18 protein-coding genes are annotated in these 17,549 nt (G+C 66.0%); 7 read left to right on the top strand and 11 right to left on the bottom strand.

The genetic code is table 11. The annotated features are described in order from the left end of the window. Window positions 1-3: 3 nt before the first annotated feature. The gene (locus SL003B_RS04505; protein WP_083812046.1) at window positions 4-801 is read right to left on the bottom strand and encodes an SDR family NAD(P)-dependent oxidoreductase; all 798 of its coding nucleotides are present in this window, start codon (window positions 799-801) and stop codon (window positions 4-6) included. A gap of 90 nt (window positions 802-891) precedes the next feature. Next, a complete protein-coding gene (locus tag SL003B_RS04500) occupies window positions 892-2,805 on the bottom strand; it encodes a propionyl-CoA synthetase (protein ID WP_013651636.1) in 1,914 nt (637 codons plus the stop codon). 210 nt (window positions 2,806-3,015) lie between these two features. Here SL003B_RS04500 and SL003B_RS04495 point away from each other — a divergent pair, with 210 nt between their 5' ends. Together SL003B_RS04495 and SL003B_RS04490 are read left to right on the top strand one after the other, a co-directional pair. Next, a complete protein-coding gene (locus tag SL003B_RS04495; RefSeq protein WP_013651635.1) occupies window positions 3,016-3,780 on the top strand; it encodes a sulfite exporter TauE/SafE family protein in 765 nt (254 codons plus the stop codon). A gap of 97 nt (window positions 3,781-3,877) precedes the next feature. After that, window positions 3,878-5,512: an acyl-CoA synthetase gene (locus SL003B_RS04490; protein ID WP_013651634.1), complete on the top strand. Its 1,635-nt coding sequence runs from the start codon at window positions 3,878-3,880 to the stop codon at window positions 5,510-5,512. An 89-nt stretch (window positions 5,513-5,601) separates the two neighbouring features. Here the strand turns inward: SL003B_RS04490 and SL003B_RS22660 are convergent, their stop codons facing one another. Continuing rightward, window positions 5,602-5,775 (bottom strand): YdcH family protein, encoded by a 174-nt coding sequence (locus SL003B_RS22660; protein ID WP_242390378.1) that lies wholly within the window; start codon window positions 5,773-5,775, stop codon window positions 5,602-5,604. Window positions 5,776-6,157: 382 nt separating this feature from the next. Here SL003B_RS22660 and SL003B_RS04485 point away from each other — a divergent pair, with 382 nt between their 5' ends. From SL003B_RS04485 to SL003B_RS04475, 3 genes are all read left to right on the top strand, one after another. After that, window positions 6,158-6,364, top strand: coding sequence for a YdcH family protein (locus tag SL003B_RS04485; protein ID WP_041375376.1), 207 nt, complete (start codon window positions 6,158-6,160; stop codon window positions 6,362-6,364). Window positions 6,365-6,478: 114 nt separating this feature from the next. Continuing rightward, a complete protein-coding gene (gene purE / locus SL003B_RS04480; protein WP_013651631.1) occupies window positions 6,479-6,976 on the top strand; it encodes a 5-(carboxyamino)imidazole ribonucleotide mutase in 498 nt (165 codons plus the stop codon). Window positions 6,977-6,983: 7 nt separating this feature from the next. After that, on the top strand, window positions 6,984-8,078 hold the full coding sequence (locus SL003B_RS04475) for a 5-(carboxyamino)imidazole ribonucleotide synthase (RefSeq protein WP_013651630.1): 1,095 nt from the start codon (window positions 6,984-6,986) through the stop codon (window positions 8,076-8,078). Here the strand turns inward: SL003B_RS04475 and SL003B_RS04470 are convergent. Beyond that, window positions 8,075-9,472, bottom strand: a complete 1,398-nt coding sequence (locus SL003B_RS04470; RefSeq protein WP_013651629.1) for an MATE family efflux transporter — start codon at window positions 9,470-9,472, stop codon at window positions 8,075-8,077. The genes SL003B_RS04475 and SL003B_RS04470 overlap by 4 nt on opposite strands. Window positions 9,473-9,821: 349 nt before the next feature. Between SL003B_RS04470 and rpsU the strand changes: the two genes are divergently transcribed. Beyond that, a complete protein-coding gene (gene rpsU / locus SL003B_RS04465; RefSeq protein WP_013651628.1) occupies window positions 9,822-10,049 on the top strand; it encodes a 30S ribosomal protein S21 in 228 nt (75 codons plus the stop codon). 180 nt (window positions 10,050-10,229) lie between these two features. Then, window positions 10,230-11,027 (top strand): tetratricopeptide repeat protein, encoded by a 798-nt coding sequence (locus SL003B_RS04460; protein ID WP_041375375.1) that lies wholly within the window; start codon window positions 10,230-10,232, stop codon window positions 11,025-11,027. An 80-nt stretch (window positions 11,028-11,107) separates the two neighbouring features. Here the strand turns inward: SL003B_RS04460 and SL003B_RS04455 are convergent, their stop codons facing one another. From SL003B_RS04455 to SL003B_RS04425, 7 genes are all read right to left on the bottom strand, one after another. Continuing rightward, on the bottom strand, window positions 11,108-11,779 hold the full coding sequence (locus SL003B_RS04455) for a pseudouridine synthase (RefSeq protein ID WP_013651626.1): 672 nt from the start codon (window positions 11,777-11,779) through the stop codon (window positions 11,108-11,110). 119 nt (window positions 11,780-11,898) lie between these two features. Beyond that, entirely contained in the window at window positions 11,899-12,180 is a 282-nt protein-coding gene (locus tag SL003B_RS04450; RefSeq protein ID WP_041375374.1) for an aa3-type cytochrome c oxidase subunit IV, read from the bottom strand. Window positions 12,181-12,299: 119 nt separating this feature from the next. Continuing rightward, entirely contained in the window at window positions 12,300-13,679 is a 1,380-nt protein-coding gene (locus tag SL003B_RS04445; RefSeq protein ID WP_013651624.1) for an ABC1 kinase family protein, read from the bottom strand. A 112-nt stretch (window positions 13,680-13,791) separates the two neighbouring features. After that, window positions 13,792-14,706, bottom strand: coding sequence for a heme-dependent oxidative N-demethylase family protein (locus SL003B_RS04440; RefSeq protein ID WP_013651623.1), 915 nt, complete (start codon window positions 14,704-14,706; stop codon window positions 13,792-13,794). Between the two features lie 327 nt (window positions 14,707-15,033). Next, window positions 15,034-15,327: a type II toxin-antitoxin system RelE/ParE family toxin gene (locus tag SL003B_RS04435; RefSeq protein WP_013651621.1), complete on the bottom strand. Its 294-nt coding sequence runs from the start codon at window positions 15,325-15,327 to the stop codon at window positions 15,034-15,036. Beyond that, on the bottom strand, window positions 15,315-15,599 hold the full coding sequence (locus SL003B_RS04430; protein ID WP_013651620.1) for a CopG family ribbon-helix-helix protein: 285 nt from the start codon (window positions 15,597-15,599) through the stop codon (window positions 15,315-15,317). Before SL003B_RS04430 ends, SL003B_RS04435 begins: the two co-directional genes overlap by 13 nt. Window positions 15,600-15,731: 132 nt before the next feature. Continuing rightward, the gene (locus tag SL003B_RS04425) at window positions 15,732-17,546 is read right to left on the bottom strand and encodes a M3 family oligoendopeptidase (RefSeq protein WP_013651619.1); all 1,815 of its coding nucleotides are present in this window, start codon (window positions 17,544-17,546) and stop codon (window positions 15,732-15,734) included. Window positions 17,547-17,549: the final 3 nt, after the last annotated feature.

Here is a 17,549-nt window from a genome sequence, read left to right as displayed (position 1 = left end):
CGCCTATTCGGCGTCCGGAACGGCGACCGTGTAGTTCAACGGCAAGCGACCACCATCGGCGTAGAGCGTCTGGCCGGTGACGTAAGAGGCATCGCCGGATGCCAGGAACGCGGCAACACCGGCAATTTCGGAGGGCTCGCCGACCCGCCCCATCGGCGTCCGCGACAGGATGCGCGCCCGCGCGGCAGGATCGCTGTTCACCGAGGCCAGCATCTCCGTCATGATCGACCCTGGACCGATCGCATTGACCCGAATGCCATGGGGCGCCAGCGCCAGGGCGGTCGCCTTCGTCAGTTGCGCGACGCCGCCCTTGGAGACGCAATAGGGAACCTGCCCCGGAATGGCGAGCACCGCGTTGATCGACGACATGTTGATGATCGTGCCGGGCTCGCCGCCGGCTTCGACCTTCTCGACCATGTGGCGCGCGACGGCCTGGGAGCACAGGAAGGTACCCTTCAGATTGACCTGCAGGACGCGATCGAAATCGGCTTCCTCGAGATCGAGGAAATCGGCGCCGACCGCAATGCCAGCGTTGTTGACCAGAATGTCGATGTCTCCGAAGGCATTGAGCGTCTCGGCAACGAGGTTGCGCACGTCCAGCCTTTCAGCGACGTTGCAATGGATGAAGAGCGCTTCACCGATCGCCCGCAGATCTTCCGCCGCGGCTTCACCGGCATCATCGTCGACGTCGGCGATCACCACCTTGGCCCCGTCGATGGCAAAGCGTCTTGCGATTGCCAGTCCGATGCCACGCGCGGCGCCGGTGATGATCGCGACCTTGTTGGTAAGGGACACGGGCATTCCTCACAGGTCCTTGAACGAAACGAGCCGCCGAAACGGCGGCTCGCACAATAGGAGCAACAACGGGTGCTGTCGATGCCCGGCTCGACCTTACGATTCGCCGACGATGCCATGGGCGCGCAGGGCAGCCTCGATTTCGTCAAGAATGGCCGGATCGTCGATCGTCGCCGGCATCTTGTATTCCTGGCCGTCGGCGATCTGACGCATCGTGCCTCGGAGGATCTTGCCGGACCGCGTCTTCGGCAGACGATCGACGGTGATCGCGATCTTGAACGCGGCGACCGGCCCGATCTGGTCGCGCACCAGGCGGACGAGATCGGCCTCGATCTCCGCGTGCGGGCGCGTGACGCCGGCCTTCAGGACAACGAAGCCGCAGGGCAACTGGCCTTTGAGCTGGTCCGAGATGCCGATCACGGCGCATTCGGCGACATCCGGATGCGCCGACAGGACCTCCTCCATCGCGCCGGTCGAAAGCCGGTGGCCGGCGACGTTGATGATGTCATCGGTCCGCGCCATGATTGACAGATAGCCATCTTCGTCGATGACGCCTGCATCCGCCGTCTTGTAGTAACCCGGAAATTCGGCCAGATAGCTCGAACGGAACCGTTCGTCTGCATTCCACAGCGTGGGCAGGCAGCCAGGAGGCAACGGCAGTTTGACCACGATGTTGCCGAGCGTGCCGGCCGGAAGCGGATGGCCGGCATCGTCAAGCACGCGCACGTCGTAACCGGGCATCGGCACGGTCGGAGAGCCATGCTTGACCGGCAGCATGCCGAGTCCCATCGGATTGCCGACGATGGCCCAGCCGGTCTCCGTCTGCCACCAGTGGTCGATCACCGGCACGCCGAGCTTGTCCTCGGCCCATTTGATCGTGTCGGGATCGGCCCGCTCGCCGGCCAGGAACAGCGTCCGGAACAGGGCGAGATCGTAATCGGCAATCAGCCTGCCCTCCGGGTCCTCCTTCTTGATCGCCCGGAATGCCGTCGGGGCGGTGAACAGCGCCACCACGTTGTGATCCGAGATCACCCGCCAGAACACGCCCGCATCGGGCGTTCCGACCGGCTTGCCTTCGAACACCACCGTCGCGCAGCCGTGCAACAGCGGCGCATAGACGATGTACGAATGTCCGACCACCCAGCCGACATCCGAGGCCGCCCAAAACACCTCGCCCGGCTGGATGCCGTAGAGGTTGGACATCGACCACTTCAGAGCGACCATATGTCCACCGTTGTCGCGCACGACCCCCTTGGGTTGGCCGGTCGTGCCGGACGTGTAGAGGATGTAAAGAGGGTCGGTCGCCTTGACCGGGACGCAATCCACGGTGCGCCCAGAGGCAAGCGCATCGGCCATCAGGGCGCCAAGATCCCGGTCGCGCCCCTCCACCAGTTGCGCGGTGACCTGCTCGCGCTGGACGATGAAGCAGTGGGCCGGCTTGTGCCGGGCCTGGGCGACAGCCTCGTCCAGCAGCGGTTTGTACGCGATCACGCGCCCCGGCTCGATGCCGCAGGACGCGGAGATGATCGCCTTGGGCAGGGCGTCGTCGATCCGGGTCGCCAGTTCATGCGCGGCGAAGCCCCCGAAAACCACGGAATGGATCGCGCCCAGCCGGGCGCAGGCGAGCATCGCCATCACCGCTTCGGGGATCATCGGCATGTAGATGATGACCCGGTCGCCCTTCTCGACCCCGCCGTCGCGCAGCACTGCCGCCATGGCCTGCACCTTCGCCAGCAGTTCCTCATAGGTGTAGGTCTTCCGGGCACCGGTGATCGGACTGTCGTAGATCAGTGCCGGCTGGCCGGGCCGTCCTCGCTCGACGTGCCGATCAAGACAATTATAGCAAGTGTTGCATTCGCCGCCGACGAACCAGCGACCATAAACGCCGGCATCCGGATCGAAGACCGTGTCGTAGGGTTTGAACCAATCGATGTCCGCAGCAGCATCGGCCCAGAAGGCTTCGGGATCGCGCTTCCAGGCCTCATAAGTTTCGTTGTAGCGACTAGCCATCTCAGTTCGTCCTCCCCGGAAACAGCTTTCCGACCACGCTGCCGCACTCGGTTTTTCGCCCCGAGAGTGCGAAACGGCGGCCGTTTTCGCAATAGCTACGCGCTAAGACATTCGAAGGGATGGGGTCTTTACGTAAACCTCCGGACTATGTTTGATACGGCCACTCTCCTCGATGGCCTGCACCGGCCCCTACATTGGATCCTCTCCCACATGGCGCCGATCACCGACCCGATCTTCTATGCCGCGGCCATACCTGCGGTCATTCTCGCAGGCCTCTCCAAGGGCGGCTTCGGCGGCTCCATAGGCATGCTGGCCGTGCCCCTTATGGCGCTGGTGATTCCCCCCTTGCAAGCGGCCGGGATCATGCTGCCGATCCTGCTGGTCATGGATGCCGTCGGACTGTTCGCCTACCGCGGCACATTCGATCGGCGCACCCTCCTGATCCTGTTGCCGGCCGGCGTTGCCGGCGTAGGCATCGGCTGGGCCACGGCAGCCTGGGTCGAGGATGCCCATGTGCGCCTGATCGTCGGCGTGATCGCGCTGCTTTTCGTCGCCGACTACCTGCTCGGCGGCGCCCGCTCGCGCGAACCGCGCCCGCAGCGTACCGGGCCCGGCCTGCTGTGGGGATCGGTCGCAGGCTTCACCAGCTTCGTCAGCCATACGGGCGGCCCGCCGTTCCAGCTCTACGTCGTACCGCTGCGCCTCGCTCCGGCGGTCTTTGCAGGAACGGCCGTGATCTTTTTCAGCGTCATCAACGCCATCAAGCTCGTGCCCTATTTCTACCTCGGCCAGTTCGACGCCACCAACCTGGTCACCTCGGCGGTGCTTCTGCCCCTGGCTCCGCTCGCAACCCTTGCCGGCGTGCGCCTGGTCCGGCTGGTCGACCAGGGCCTGTTCTACCGGCTGATCTATGCCTTCATGGCCATCGTCGGCCTGAAGCTGGTCTGGGACGGCGCCTGGCCCCTGCTCGGCTGAGCATTGCCCGGCCGCTCCACCCGCGCGCCGATTCCATTGCCAGCGTTGGGAATCCGCGGTTTGATGGCGCCAACGACGAAGAACGGGAGGAGCCTCGATGGCCGGCAACGGCAGCCCCTACACACGCGATCTCGACCGGACGGCGGCCAACTACGCGCCCTTGAGCCCGCTTAGCTTTCTTGCCCGCGCCGCCGACGTGTTCCCGGACCGAACGGCCGTCGTGCACGGCTCGCAGCGGTTCGACTATCGCACCTTCTACCGGCGATGCCGCGCGCTCGCCTCGGCGCTCGCCGGGCTTGGCATCGGCAGGAACGACACCGTCACCGTGATGCTCTCCAACGTCCCTCCGATGCTGGAGGCCCATTACGGCGTACCGATGGCCGGGGCGGTGCTGCATTCGCTCAATACCCGCCTCGATGCGGCGATCATCGCCTTCCAGCTGGATCACGCGGAGTCGCGCGTCGTCATCACCGATCGGGAGTTCGCGCCTGTGATGAGGCAGGCGCTCGCCCTGGCCAGGGTGCGTCCGGTGGTGATCGACTATTCCGATCCAGTCTACCCGCAGGAGGGGGAACGGCTCGGCTGCATCGACTACGATGCGTTCGTCGCGTCCGGCGACCCGAACTTTGCCTGGTCGTTGCCGGAGGATGAATGGGACGCGATCACACTGAACTACACGTCCGGCACGACCGGCAACCCGAAGGGCGTGGTCTACCATCATCGCGGCGCCTATCTGCTCGCCCAAGCCAACATCCTGACCGCCTCGATGGCCAAGCACCCGGTCTATCTGTGGACCCTACCGATGTTTCACTGCAACGGCTGGTGCTTTCCCTGGTCCCTCTCGGTCGTCTCCGGAACCCATGTCTGCCTGCGCTGGGTCCGGCCCAAGGCGATCTGGGACCTGATCGCCGACGAAGGCGTCACCCATCTGTGCGGCGCGCCGATCATCATGTCGACCCTGCTCGGCACCCCGCCAGTGGACAAGCGGAGCCTCGACCGGACCGTCGAATTCTTCACCGCCGCCGCTCCTCCACCTGAGTCCGTGCTTGCCGCCATGAAGGACGCCGGCTTCAACGTCACTCATCTCTATGGGCTGACAGAGGTCTACGGGCCAGCCGTGGTCAACGACTGGAAAGGCGAGTGGGACGGGCTACCGGCCGACGAACAGGCCGCCAAGAAGGCCCGCCAGGGCGTGCGCTACGTCGCACTCGAAGGCCTGACGGTCATGGATCCGGCGACCATGACGCCGGTACCGGCGGACGGCCAGACCCTCGGCGAGGTCATGTTCCGCGGCAACGTTGTCATGAAGGGCTACCTCAAAAACCGCGAGGCGACCGAGGAGGCATTTGCCGGCGGCTGGTTCCATTCCGGCGACCTCGGCGTGCTTCACCCCGACGGCTATATCCAGCTCAAGGACCGCTCCAAGGACATCATCATTTCCGGCGGCGAGAACATCTCCTCCATCGAGGTGGAAGACGTCCTCTACAAGCACCCAGCCGTCCAGGCCGCCGCCGTGGTCGCCAGACCCGACGAGCGATGGGGCGAGACGCCCTGCGCCTTCGTGGAACTGAAGGCCGGCGCGCAGACGAGCGAAGAGGAGATCATCGCGTTTTGCCGCGCGCGCATGGCGCACTTCAAGGCGCCGCGAACGGTCGTCTTCTGTGAATTGCCGAAGACCTCGACCGGCAAGATCCAGAAATTCGCGTTGCGCGAACGAGCGCGCGGCCTCTGAACTGCCGACCCGGGCCGGGAAACGAAAAAACGCCGCGGCACGCCGCGGCGTTTTTTTTCGGGCCAAATGGCCAAGAACGAAGGAGCAGGCTAGTGGACCGTCTCAATGGTCCTGAGCTTCTGGATTTCGTCCTTGAGCCGCAGCTTGTGTCGCTTCATTTCCGCCAGTTCCAGGGAATCTACGCTGGGATGGAGAAGCGCATCTTCGATTTGCCGCTCGAGGGCGGCATGACGGCGCTCCAATTCGGCGAGATGCGACTGCATTGACATGGATGGGCCTCCTTGTCTATTGGCTCAGACGCAAGCATAGTGCCATAGCTACGACCGGTTTGTCGAATGCGGAAAATACGTGCTGCTTCAATTCCCGCAATACCGCAGCGCGAAACGCATCTTACGATTACGTAAGATTTAAGAATAAACCAAGTACCCACAACTTTTTCAACAGTCGGGAACCCGACTGCCACCGCAATTTGCGGACAAAAACAAAATGTTAGCCTTTTCCGACCGAAATTCGGCTCGATCCGCCTCCAAACGCGGTGTACCTTCATTCAAGTGTCGGCAAGACGGGATCAAGTAGATTGCCGGCGAAGGACTTTTGCCCGGCTTGGGCATCAGCGTCCGACGTGATTTGTGTCTGGGGAGTTCCATGTCGGAAACCGATGAAAAAGCTCTCAGGATGGAACTGGCGCAACTGCGGCAGGAACATCGCGACCTTGATTCGGCAGTCCAGGCGCTCGCATCCCTCGGCTCCGCCGACGCCTTGCAACTGCAGCGCCTGAAGAAAAAGAAGCTCATGATTCGCGACCGTATCGCCGTGCTCGAAGACCAACTCTTCCCCGACATCATCGCCTGACAGAAAACTTGACCCGGACCCCTGCGAAGGACGCAGATGACTGCCCTTGCGCGCCGGGGGCGCACACCTATAATCCGCGCCTTCCCGAGTCCAAAGGGTCGACAAGGAGAGCTTATGGCCAACGGGGGCGTACCGGTCGCGATCATCATGGGCAGCCAATCGGACTGGCCGACCATGAAACATGCCGCCGACATTCTGGACCATCTCGGCATCCCCTATGCCGCCAGGATCGTGTCGGCCCATCGCACCCCGGAGCGGATGTATACCTTCGCCAGGAGCGCGCGCGCCGAAGGCTTCAAGGTGATCATCGCCGGTGCTGGCGGCGCCGCGCACCTGCCGGGCATGACGGCTTCGCTGACCCCGCTGCCGGTCTTCGGCGTGCCGATCGAATCGCGCACGCTAAAAGGCGAGGACAGCCTGCTGTCGATCGTGCAGATGCCCGCCGGCATCCCGGTCGGCACGCTGGCCATCGGCAAGGCCGGCGCCGTCAACGCCGCCCTTCTGGCTGCCGCCGTGCTGGCCCTGACCGACGAAACGCTTGCCGAAAGACTCGACAGCCATCGCAAGGCGCAGAGCGACTCCGTCGCCGAGTTTCCTTCCGACGAATTTTGAGGTTCCCATGGCGGACACCGTGCGGCTTCGGCCCGGCGATACGATCGGAATCCTCGGCGGCGGGCAACTCGGCCGCATGTTGGCGCTCGCCGCCGCGAGCCTGGGCCTCAAGACCCACATCTTCTGTCCGGAGCCCGACAGCCCGGCCTTCGACGTGACGGCCGACTTCACCATCGCGGCCTACGACGACATCGGCGCCCTGAACGCCTTCGCCGCCGCCGTGTCGGTGGTCACCTACGAATTCGAGAACGTGCCGGGTCCGACGGCGGCGCATCTTGCCGCCCGTGTTCCGGTTCGCCCCGGCCCGACGGCGCTCGAAGTCTCCCAGGACCGGCTGAGCGAAAAGGACTTCCTGAGTGGCGCCGGCATCGAGCTTGCCACCTACGCCCGCATCGACAGCGACGACGACCTGAAGGCTGCCCTGGAGCGGTTCGGCGGCCGCGGCGTGTTGAAGACCCGGCGCTTCGGTTACGATGGCAAGGGCCAGGTGATGCTCCGGCAGGCGTCCGACCAGCGCGGCGCGCGCCGGGCCATAGGCGATGCACCGGCGGTGCTCGAACAACTGATCACCTTCGAGAAGGAGGTGTCCGTCATCGTCGCGCGCGGCGTCTCCGGACAGACCGAAGTCTATGACGTCACCGAAAACCGCCATGAGCACCATATCCTGAAGACGTCGACGGTGCCGGCGTCCGTTTCTGCGTCAACCGCGGCGACGGCAAAGACGATCGCCGGAAAGATCGCCGAAAGCCTGGACTATGTCGGCGTCATGGGCGTCGAGATGTTCGTCGTGGCCGACGGTGATGGTGAACGCCTGCTCGTCAACGAAATCGCGCCGCGTGTCCATAACTCCGGTCACTGGACAGAGGACGCCTGCCTGACCTCCCAGTTCGAACAACACATGCGCGCTGTCGCCGGCTGGCCGCTCGGCTCGGCGGAACGCCACTCGGACGTGATCATGGAGAACCTGATTGGCAACGAGGCTGAGTCCTGGGAGGAGATCCTTCGGGAGCCCGGCGCGCGACTGCATCTCTACGGCAAGCGCGCCAGCCGTCCCGGGCGGAAGATGGGCCACGTTAACCGCATCCGGCCGAAGTCCGCCTAGACCCGCACCAGGCCGAGCCGCTCGCGGTTGGCGAACCGCCAGATGGCCATGGAAGCCGTGGCGGCGAGACCGCCGGCAAGCCCCCACCAGATGCCGATGCCGCCGAGGCCGACACCGAAGGCAAGGCCATAGGACAGGCCAACCCCGATCACCCAGTAGCCCAGCAGCGCGAAGACGAGCGGGACGACAGTGTCGCCGAGGCCGCGCAGCATGCTGCCGCCGCTGATCTGCGCTCCGTCGAAAAGCTGGAAAAGCGCTGCCACGCTCAGAAATGACACCGCGATCGCCAGCACGTCGGCCGCCTGCGGGTTGTCGAAATCGAGGAACAGCGAGACCAGCACGTCCGGGACGGTCCAGAAGGTGACGGCCGCACAGCCCATGAACCCGAGCGTCAGCCCGAGTGCCGTCCAGCCGGCCCTGCCGATACCCGCCAGGTCGCCCCGGCCCATCGCGAGGCCGACCCGCGCCATGCCGGCCTGGCTCAATCCGACCGGAACCATGAACACGATCGACGCGATCTGGAGGGCGATCCCGTGCGCGGCCAGCGGCAGGGTGCCGATCCAGCCCATCATCACCGCCGATCCGGAAAACAGGACGCCCTCGGCCACGATGACCGTCCCGATCGGCCAGCCGAACCGGACGATCTGGAAGAACACCGGCCAGTCGGACCGCCACAGGCGGCCGAAGATCGTGTACCGGCGCAGCCGGCGATGCCGGGTGACGTAGACGACCAGCAAGACAAAGTTCATCGACGCCGTGAACACCGAAGCGATCGCAGCACCGACCAGTTCCAGGCGCGGCGCCCCCAACAGGCCGAAGATCAGGACATAGTCCAGCCCCGCATTGACGACCGCACCGCCGAGGGTGGTCCACAGCAGGATCTGCGTGCACTCCATCACGGTGAGGAAGGCGCGAAGCGCCATGATCGCGAGCGACGGCAGCAGCGTCCACTGCATCACCAGCATATAGCCGCCGGCAAGCCGGGAGATCTCCGGATCCTGTCCCAGCAGCACCAGGATCTGCTCCGTGAAGGACAGCGTCACCCAGACCGGCAGGCAGTAGAGCGCGACGACCCAGAGGCCCATGCGAACCACCCGCCGGAGGTCTCGCGGCGTCTTCTGGCCGACCGCCCTGGCCGCCAGCGGGATCACCGCCTGGGTCACGCCCATTCCGAAGAACCAGAACAGGATGAACAGGTTGAACGCGAGGACCGCCGCAGCGAGTTCCTCTGCGCCGAGCCAGCCGATCATCACCACGTCCGTCGTGTTGATCGCCATTTGCGCCAATTGGGCGCCGACCAGCGGCAGGCCCAGGGTCAGGGTCGGCTTGATGTCGCTGCGCCACAGACCGATGGCAGCGCCGTCCTCCGCGGCTATACGGTTCACGTTAGCCATTCCCGGCTCCCGAAATCGCACGGACGGAAATACGCTCGTGCGCGCCAAGAGTTAGTCGGCCGGAGCGAGACTGTCCAGCGGATCGCTCCAGTCGTCCCGCCGCCCGTCAAGGCGACCGGTTGCGCCGGTGCAAGCACCCGGAAATGTCCCGAAATCCGCCGCTTCCAGCTGGGTAGACGCCAGTGGACAAAGCGCCGTGATTCTGGTAATGACCCGCGCCAGTGAGCGACGCGTCAGCGGCGACGTGGTCGTATGACCCAGCCGGCGGCATGGCTTCGCTTCCTGAACATGAATTCTGTAGCACGCCCGCAACGCTGTTTGCAGGCAGTGGAAGGATGGGATTAGACGCGTGCAGGTTCTGGTTCGCGACAACAACGTCGATCAGGCGCTGAAGGCGCTGAAGAAAAAGATGCAGCGCGAGGGCATCTTCCGCGAGATGAAGCTTCGCGGCCACTATGAGAAGCCCTCGGAGAAGAAGGCGCGCGAAAAGGCCGAAGCCATCCGCCGCGCCCGCAAGCTGGCGCGCAAGCGCGCCCAGCGCGAAGGACTTGTCCCGGGCAAGGCTACCCGTCGTTGAGACCCGGGCGCATCCGCTCGATGCGCCGCGCGATGCCCTGGCAACGGCCATGAACCGGGCCGGTCGGACTTCCGGCCGGCCTTTTGGCTTTTCCGGCGAAATTTCCTATATCCCTAACGAATTGGGCAGAGCGCCTGCAATCGGTTGGTTGACAAGATGACGCATGCCAGCAGACTTCGCATGATCGCCACCCTGGCAGGCCTGATCCTGCTCGGCGGCTGCCAGACGTCCGAAATCTACAACGACGTGCCGATCGACCGGGCCGCCGGCTCGGACGCCAATATCGCGTCGCTGACCGCCGTGATCACGGCCAATCCCGCCGACGCGCAAGCCTACAACACCCGCGGCATCGCCTACGGCCGGGCCGGCAGGCTCGACAAGGCGTTGGAGGATTTCAATACCGCCTTGCGCCTGGATCCCTCGTCCTATCAGGCCTATGCAAACCGCGCCCTGGTGGAAAGGCGGCGCGGCCAGATGCAGAATGCCATCGCCGACTACGACCGCGCCCTGCGGGTCAAACCGGACTACGACGTCGCGCTGGTGGGACGCGGCAACACCTATCGCCAGCTCGGCCAGTACGCCCAGGCGCTGCGCGACTTCGACACCGTCATACGGCGCAACAGTTCCGACGCGCGGGCCTTTCACAATCGCGGCCTGATCTATCAGGCCCAGGGCCTGCATGCCTTCGCGATCGAGGATTTCGCGACGGCGATCGGGCTCAATCCGAATGCGGCGGAGCCCTATATCGCGCGGGGAATTTCCTACCTGGCGATCAACGATCCCAACGCCGCCCTGTCCGATCTCTCCGATGCGGTCAATCTCGACAAGAACTCCGCAAGCGCCTGGGCGAACCGGGGTATCGCCTTGGAAATGCTTGGAAAAAAGAACGACGCGCAGCGCAACTACAACCGCGCGATCGGCCTCGACGGCAGCAACGTGGTCGCCCGGGACGGGCTTTCCCGCGTGAACCGGGGCTGAAACGGCATCCCGAACGCCTCCTACTTGTCTGCTACATCCCTGCTAAAACCCACCGGATACCCACCGGAGACCTGCGGCGGTCAGAACGGGCACGGCGCATGGAAGGCGCAGCGCCGCCCGTCGGCCGGATGATGGATCTCCAGATCCTCGGCATGCAGCTGCAGCCGGTCGGCGGCGCTCAGGGCATCGTCGTGGGCGTAGAGATTGTCGCCGAGGATCGGATGGCCGAGACTGAGCATGTGCACGCGCAACTGGTGCGAACGACCGGTGACCGGCATGAGGCGGACCCGGGTGACGCCGCGCTGACGCGCCAACACCTGCCAGCGGGTCAGGGCAGGCCTGCCGGTTTCGACACAAACCTTCTGCATGGGCCGGTTCGGCCAGTCGCAGACGAGCGGCAGGTCGACCTCGCCGGCCTCGCCCTCCAGTTCGCCCCACAGGCGGGCGACATAGGCCTTGGCCGTCCTGCGACGCTCGAACTGGAGGCCGAGGTGGCGATGGGCGGCGGCGTTCAGCGCCAGCACCATGACGCCTGAGGTGTCCATGTCGAGCCGGTGGACGATGCGCGCCTGCGCGAAGCGCTCCCGTGCCCGGCTTTCCAGGCAGTCGGCATGACCTTCGCCCTTGCCCGGCACGCTGAGCAGGCCGCTCGGCTTGACGACGACCAGGATGTCGTCGTCCGCATGCAGCACGTCGAGGCGCGGCTCGCGCGGCGGGGCGTAGCGGAACGGCTTGGGGACTACGCTCGTCATCGGCCCGCCTATACAGCGTCCGGCGCAAAAAGGGAAAGGCGCAGCGACCGCGGATCGCTGCGCCGGATCTCCCGTTCAGGTCAGGCGTGCCCGGAGCAGTACCCGGAGCAGTACCCGGCTCAGACGGTGAGGATCGCCAGAATGCCGGTCAGGACGAAAACGGCGGCGGCCGGGATCCAGCCCTTGGCGCCCATCGCCATGCCGACCGCCAGGGCGACGATGTTGGCGATCATCATGACCCAGCCGAGGATGGTGGCCGAGGTGCCGCCGAAGGCAAACATGATCAGGCACAGGACCACCGTCAGGACGACGATAGTGCCGATCTTGGAAAAGTTGATGAAGCCTTCGTAGGTACGCTCGTGTTCGGCGTAGTCCATGGCCGGCGCGGAATGTTCAGACATGCGTTCCCCCAGGATCTCGTTAGAGTCGGTTCGTCCGGCCCTTTATAGCAAAGCCCTCGGTCCGGGCAATCGCCTGCTTGCCGGACAATGCAAGCGAAGCCGCACCGCCTGAGACGGCCTCAGGCGGCCGGATGCTGCGGCCCGAGCCCGGCGGCGGCGAGCACGGCGTCCTGCCGGGCACGCACCTTCGCGGCCTCGAAGCCCTCGATCTGTTCGTTGAACAGCCGGTAGAAGTTCAGTTCCGCACGCAGGTGCAGGAACACGCCGCCCAGCCCGATGGCCGCCCGGTCCATGAACACGAATTCGCGCGGCACGCGCACCGGACCCTGTTCCTTCAGCGCCTTGTGCACCCGGAACGCTTCCCGCCGGCCATATTCCGCCGGACTGATGCCGTCGGCGATCGCCCGGACCCGGTCACTCAGCAGCGGACCGTAGATGAACCGGGCCCAGATGTTCAGCGTGTCGATGAGCTCCCTCGTCAGGCCCTTGAAGCCCCAGCGCTCGTAGGCCGAGACGATGCGCTCGTCGTCATCGTGGAGCAGGCCGAGATAGAGGTCGACGACGCCTTCGACGAAGCTTTCCGGGAAGATGCGGATGCAGCCGTAATCGAGCAGGTTGATGCCGGCCGGCTCGTCGGCGTCGGAAAACACCGTGTAGTTGCCGAGATGCGGATCGCCGTGGATGACGCCGTAATGGCTGAAGGGATGCCACCAGGCGTGGAACATGGTCGCCGCCAGCCGGTTGCGCGCCTCCAGGCCGTGGTCCTTGAAGTCGAGCAGCGGCCGGCCATCCAGCCAGCCCATGGTGAGCAGGCGCCGCGTGGACAGGTCGGGCACGACCTCGGGCACGCGGATGCGCGGCTCGTCGGCCAGGATCCGGCGATAGACGACGATGTGAGCCGCCTCGCGGGCGTAGTCGAGTTCCTCGCGCACCCGGGCGCCGATCTCCTTGGCGATCTCGCGGGTGTCGATAGCCGGCCGCATGCGCCGGTGCAGCGAGAACAGCATGGACAGCTGCTGCAGGTCCGCCTCGACCGCCGAGGCCATGTCCGGATACTGCAGCTTGCAGGCGAGCGGGGCGCCGACGAGGCTGGTCGCCCGGTGCACCTGGCCGAGCGAGGCCGCGGCGGCCGGCTCGTGCTCGAAGGAGGCGAAGCGCGCCTGCCAGTCGGCACCCAGTTCGGCGCGCATGCGCCGCTTGACGAAGGCCCAGCCCATGGGCGGCGCGTTGGCCTGGAGCTTGGCCAGTTCGGTCGAATATTCCGGCGGCAGCACGTCGGGGATGGTCGACAGCAGCTGCGCGACCTTCATCAGCGGCCCCTTGAGGCCGCCTAGGGCCGCGGCCAGGTCCGCCGCGCCCTTCTCGTTGTCCAGGTCCATGCCGAGCAGGCGAGCACCGGCAAGCTTGGCAGCGATGCCGCCGACATTGGTGCCGACCCGGGCATAGCGGCCGACCCTTGCGGTCAGGCGGTTGGCTTCGCGGTCGCGTTCGGACGCCATGACGGGTCTGATCCTCCACAATGATACCGGCCAGGGCACAGGCCCCTCCGCTATGTAGGCCGTTTCGATGGCCGGACCAGAGTCAGGCCAGCGTCAGTCAGACCGGAGTCAGTCAGGCGGGCGCCGCCGCGAAGGCCTGCAGCGCCGCTGCGATCCGGTCGCGATGGCGGGTCAGGCCCTTGTAGGCGAGCTGGTCGACGTCGAGCGCCAGGAGCTGGGTGAGCAGCCCGGCGGCGAGTTCCGCTCTCCTCGGGTGGTCCTCCAGGGCGCGGATCGGGTCGTGATGGATCTTGATCGTGAACAGCACGTCGCCGCTGTCCGGCAGCCGGCGCAGGGTCTGGCGCTCGACCCGAACGAACAGCGCGGCCAGCGCCGAGGCGCCGTCGGCCTCGATCTGCGGCGTCAGCTGCTTCGGTTCGGGATGATGCAGGTCGGCATCGTCATAGATCGACCAGTTGAGCCGCCCGACCAGCTGATCCGGTTTCAGGTTGTCGAAGATGCGGTCGACGACCTGGCCCATGCGGCCGGCGAAGCCCGGCACCTTGGTGTGGATGGCCGCCATCGGCTGGCCGAACTTTTCGGCCAGCGACCAGGACGAGGGAAAGCACAGCGAGGCGGCGGCGAGCCGGTAGCCGCCCTCGCCCTTGCGCATGATCACCAGGTCTTCCTGCACCAGCCGGGAGGCGGTCAGCAGCGGCGGCTCGTCGGCGTCGAGCGCGACGCGGCGATCGGTCGCACCCTGCGCTCCGGTGACGATCACGGCATCGCCGGCGCGCCGGTAGCGCGTCGGATGGGCCTCGGACAGATGCGCGACGAGCATGCGCAGCACTTCGGCCTGCGCCGCCCCGGTCTCCGGCTCGGCGCGGAAGACGACGTCGCGACGCTCGGCAAGCAAACGCGCCTTCTGGTCGAGATGGGCAATCAGATGGCCGTCGGGATCGAACCATGCGGCCGGCGCCACCGGTTCCAGCCCGATGGAGAACGGTTGTTTCGAGCCGTCATAGGGGGTGTGCCGGAAAACGTTCATGATGCGGCGGGGGCGGGTGTGCCGCGTGCCGCATGGGCCAGCTCCAGCCGCACCATCGCGCGCAGCCCTGGCATGTCACTGATCGCCCTCATCGGTCCAACTGCTCCATGACCTCGTGGTCCAACCCGTTCAACGGATTTGCGTCGAAGATAATCCGGGCTCACGGAAAGGTCGAGCAGCCCGTCCGGGCTGGTCTCGCGGCGCGCGACGTCGCAGGCCGGCAGCAATGTCGCCTGCACGCGGGCCCTCCTCTGGCAGCTTCGGTTCCTTGCCGATCCACCGACCCGGTCCCAGCCGCAGGCCCGCCTTCGGAACGCAAGGGATGGCTCAGGAATACCCCGCTTCTTTCTGGTGGCGGACGGCCAGGACCACCGCCACATCGCCGTCCAGCCGGTACAGCGCGACATAGCCGCTGTCGCCAAAACCAATCAGCCATTCCCGGAACGCCGGATCCATCGTCTCGACCGGGCGCCCCGCGCCGGGATGCGCCGCCACCACCTGCATTTCCTCGCGTATCGCCCGCACGGCACGGGACGCGGCGGCGGGGTTCCTCAAGGCGAGGAAGCGGTAGCAGCGCTGGACGTCCCGCAGGGCTTCCGGCGTCCAGATCAATCGCGGCATTGCGGCGGGTCCACGTCCTCCCCAGCCTCGAGCCGCGCCAGCCAGTCATCAGCCTCGGCGTGGGGGACGTGCCGACCGGTCGCCTGATAGGCTCCCCAGGCGGTCATCGCATCTTGCCTGAGCGCCTCGCGCTTTTCCTCGCGCTCGACATACTGGGTGATCGCCTCGCGCATCAGGAAATGCGCGGAGCGGCGCTGCGCCTTGGCGAGCTGGCGGACCCGATCGTGAACATCCGGATCGAGCTTCACGGTGACGGGATGGGCAGCAGGCATGGACGCTCCTCGGGTATCAAAAGGTAATACCAAAAATATCACATGTCCTTCCGCCGTGCCACGGGCATCGCCCCGGCGGATCGCCTCTCGCCGCGCCTGCGGACGCTTCGCCTTCCGAGGCATGCCCGCGACTCACGCGCCGTCCATTGCCTCCAGTTCGTCGATGATGCGCTCGATCACGGACAGGCCCTTCTTCCAGAAGTCCGGGTCCGCCGCATCGAGGCCGAAGGGCGCGAGCAACTCGGAATGGTGCCGCGTGCCGCCGGCCTTCAGCAGGGCGAAGTACTTCTTCGCGAAGCCTTCCTCGGCCTCCTGGTAGACCGCATAGAGCGAATTCACCAGGCAGTCGCCGAAGGCATAGGCATAGACGTAGAACGGCGAGTGGATGAAATGCGGGATGTAGGTCCAGAAGGTCTCGTACCCCTCGCCGAGCCGGATCGCCGGACCGAGGCTCTCGGCCTGCACCTCGAGCCAGATCTCGCCGATCCGCTCCGACGTAAGCTCGCCGTCGCGGCGCTCCGCGTGCACCTTGCGCTCGAAGGTGTAGAAGGCGATCTGGCGCACGACGGTGTTGATCATGTCCTCCGCCTTGGCTGCCAGCATGACCTTGCGCGCGGCCGGCGTCGTCGCCTTGTCGAGCAAAGCGCGGAAGGTCAGCATCTCGCCAAACACGGACGCCGTCTCGGCGAGCGTCAGCGGCGTCGGCGCCATCAGCGGCCCGTTCGGCGCCGCCAACACCTGGTGGACGCCGTGGCCGAGCTCATGGGCGAGCGTCATGACGTCGCGCGTCTTGCCCAGGTAGTTGACCAGCACATAGGGATGCGCGCTCGGCACGGTCGGGTGGGCGAAGGCGCCGGGCGCCTTGCCATCGCGCGCCGGGGCGTCGATCCAGTTTCGGACGAAGAACCGCCCGGCGATCTCCGACATCTCCGGCGAGAAGCCGGCATAGGCGGCAAGCACCGTGTCGCGCGCCTCCTCCCAGGGAATGACGCGCGTGTCGGCCTTGGGCAGCGGCGCGTTGCGGTCCCAGTGGTTGAGCCGCTCCATGCCGAGCCAGCGCGCCTTGAGGCGGTAGTAGCGGTGCGACAGGCGCGGATAGGCCTCGCGCACGGCGGCGACCATGGCGTCGACGACCTCGCGCTCGACCCGGTTGGCGAGGTGGCGGCTGTCGGCGATGTCCTCGAACTTGCGCCAGCGGTCGGAGATTTCCTTGTCCTTGGCCAGCGTGTTGGTGATCAGCGTGAACAGCCGCAGATTGTCGCGGAAGGTCGCCGCCAGCGCCTCGGCGGCCGCCTTCCGGGTCGCAGGATCCGCGTCCTGCAGCAGGTTCAGCGTCGGCTCGACGGCGAGCTCGCGACCGTCGACGGAAAAGCGCAGCGAGGCGATGGTCTCGTCGAACAGGCGGTTCCAGGCGCCGCGCCCGGTCACCGACTTCTCGTGGAACAGCTGCTCGACCCGGTCCTCGAGCTGGTAAGGCTTCTCCTTGCGCAGATCCTCGAACCAGGGCCGGTAATGGGCAAGGCCCGCGTCGGCGGCAAGCGCCGCCTCCAGCACCGCGTCGTCGATCGAGTTGAGCTCCAGGGTGAAGAACAGCAGATGCGAGCCGGCGGTGGTGATGCGCTCCTGCACGTCGCCGTAGAACTTCTGCCGCGCCGGATCCGTGGTCTGGCCGGAATAGACCAGGCCGGCGAAGGAGATCAGCCGGCCGAGCAGGTCCTCCAGCGCCTCGTAGGCCTTGACCGCGGCGAGCAGGCCGGCGCGGTCGCCGGACGCCAGATCCGCCAGCGTGCCCTTGTAGGCCGTCTCGAAGGCCTTCGAACGGTCCAGCGCGGCGGCGAGGTCCGCCTTGACCTCCGGCGCATCGGGCGCGGGATAGAGATCCGTCAGGTCCCATTCGGGCAGGCTGCCGAGGGCGGCGGCGGATCGGGCGGGATCGGAACGGGTCATGGG

Origin of the sequence: Polymorphum gilvum SL003B-26A1 (genome assembly GCF_000192745.1) — a bacterium.
Classification (GTDB): domain Bacteria; phylum Pseudomonadota; class Alphaproteobacteria; order Rhizobiales; family Stappiaceae; genus Polymorphum; species Polymorphum gilvum.
This window is presented reverse-complemented; position numbering and strand designations above follow the sequence as displayed.

Excerpts from the sequence above, each read along its gene's own strand:
- SL003B_RS04505 (WP_083812046.1), bottom strand. The coding sequence starts at position 801 with ATGCCCGTGTCCCTTACCAACAAGGTCGCGATCATCACCGGCGCCGCG.
- SL003B_RS04500 (WP_013651636.1), bottom strand. The coding sequence starts at position 2,805 with ATGGCTAGTCGCTACAACGAAACTTATGAGGCCTGGAAGCGCGATCCC.
- SL003B_RS04495 (WP_013651635.1), top strand. The coding sequence starts at position 3,016 with ATGGCGCCGATCACCGACCCGATCTTCTATGCCGCGGCCATACCTGCG.
- SL003B_RS04490 (WP_013651634.1), top strand. The coding sequence starts at position 3,878 with ATGGCCGGCAACGGCAGCCCCTACACACGCGATCTCGACCGGACGGCG.
- SL003B_RS22660 (WP_242390378.1), bottom strand. The coding sequence starts at position 5,775 with ATGCAGTCGCATCTCGCCGAATTGGAGCGCCGTCATGCCGCCCTCGAG.
- SL003B_RS04485 (WP_041375376.1), top strand. The coding sequence starts at position 6,158 with ATGTCGGAAACCGATGAAAAAGCTCTCAGGATGGAACTGGCGCAACTG.
- purE (WP_013651631.1), top strand. The coding sequence starts at position 6,479 with ATGGCCAACGGGGGCGTACCGGTCGCGATCATCATGGGCAGCCAATCG.
- SL003B_RS04475 (WP_013651630.1), top strand. The coding sequence starts at position 6,984 with ATGGCGGACACCGTGCGGCTTCGGCCCGGCGATACGATCGGAATCCTC.
- SL003B_RS04470 (WP_013651629.1), bottom strand. The coding sequence starts at position 9,472 with ATGGCTAACGTGAACCGTATAGCCGCGGAGGACGGCGCTGCCATCGGT.
- SL003B_RS04460 (WP_041375375.1), top strand. The coding sequence starts at position 10,230 with ATGATCGCCACCCTGGCAGGCCTGATCCTGCTCGGCGGCTGCCAGACG.
- SL003B_RS04455 (WP_013651626.1), bottom strand. The coding sequence starts at position 11,779 with ATGACGAGCGTAGTCCCCAAGCCGTTCCGCTACGCCCCGCCGCGCGAG.
- SL003B_RS04450 (WP_041375374.1), bottom strand. The coding sequence starts at position 12,180 with ATGTCTGAACATTCCGCGCCGGCCATGGACTACGCCGAACACGAGCGT.
- SL003B_RS04445 (WP_013651624.1), bottom strand. The coding sequence starts at position 13,679 with ATGGCGTCCGAACGCGACCGCGAAGCCAACCGCCTGACCGCAAGGGTC.
- SL003B_RS04440 (WP_013651623.1), bottom strand. The coding sequence starts at position 14,706 with ATGAACGTTTTCCGGCACACCCCCTATGACGGCTCGAAACAACCGTTC.
- SL003B_RS04435 (WP_013651621.1), bottom strand. The coding sequence starts at position 15,327 with ATGCCGCGATTGATCTGGACGCCGGAAGCCCTGCGGGACGTCCAGCGC.
- SL003B_RS04430 (WP_013651620.1), bottom strand. The coding sequence starts at position 15,599 with ATGCCTGCTGCCCATCCCGTCACCGTGAAGCTCGATCCGGATGTTCAC.
- SL003B_RS04425 (WP_013651619.1), bottom strand. The coding sequence starts at position 17,546 with ATGACCCGTTCCGATCCCGCCCGATCCGCCGCCGCCCTCGGCAGCCTG.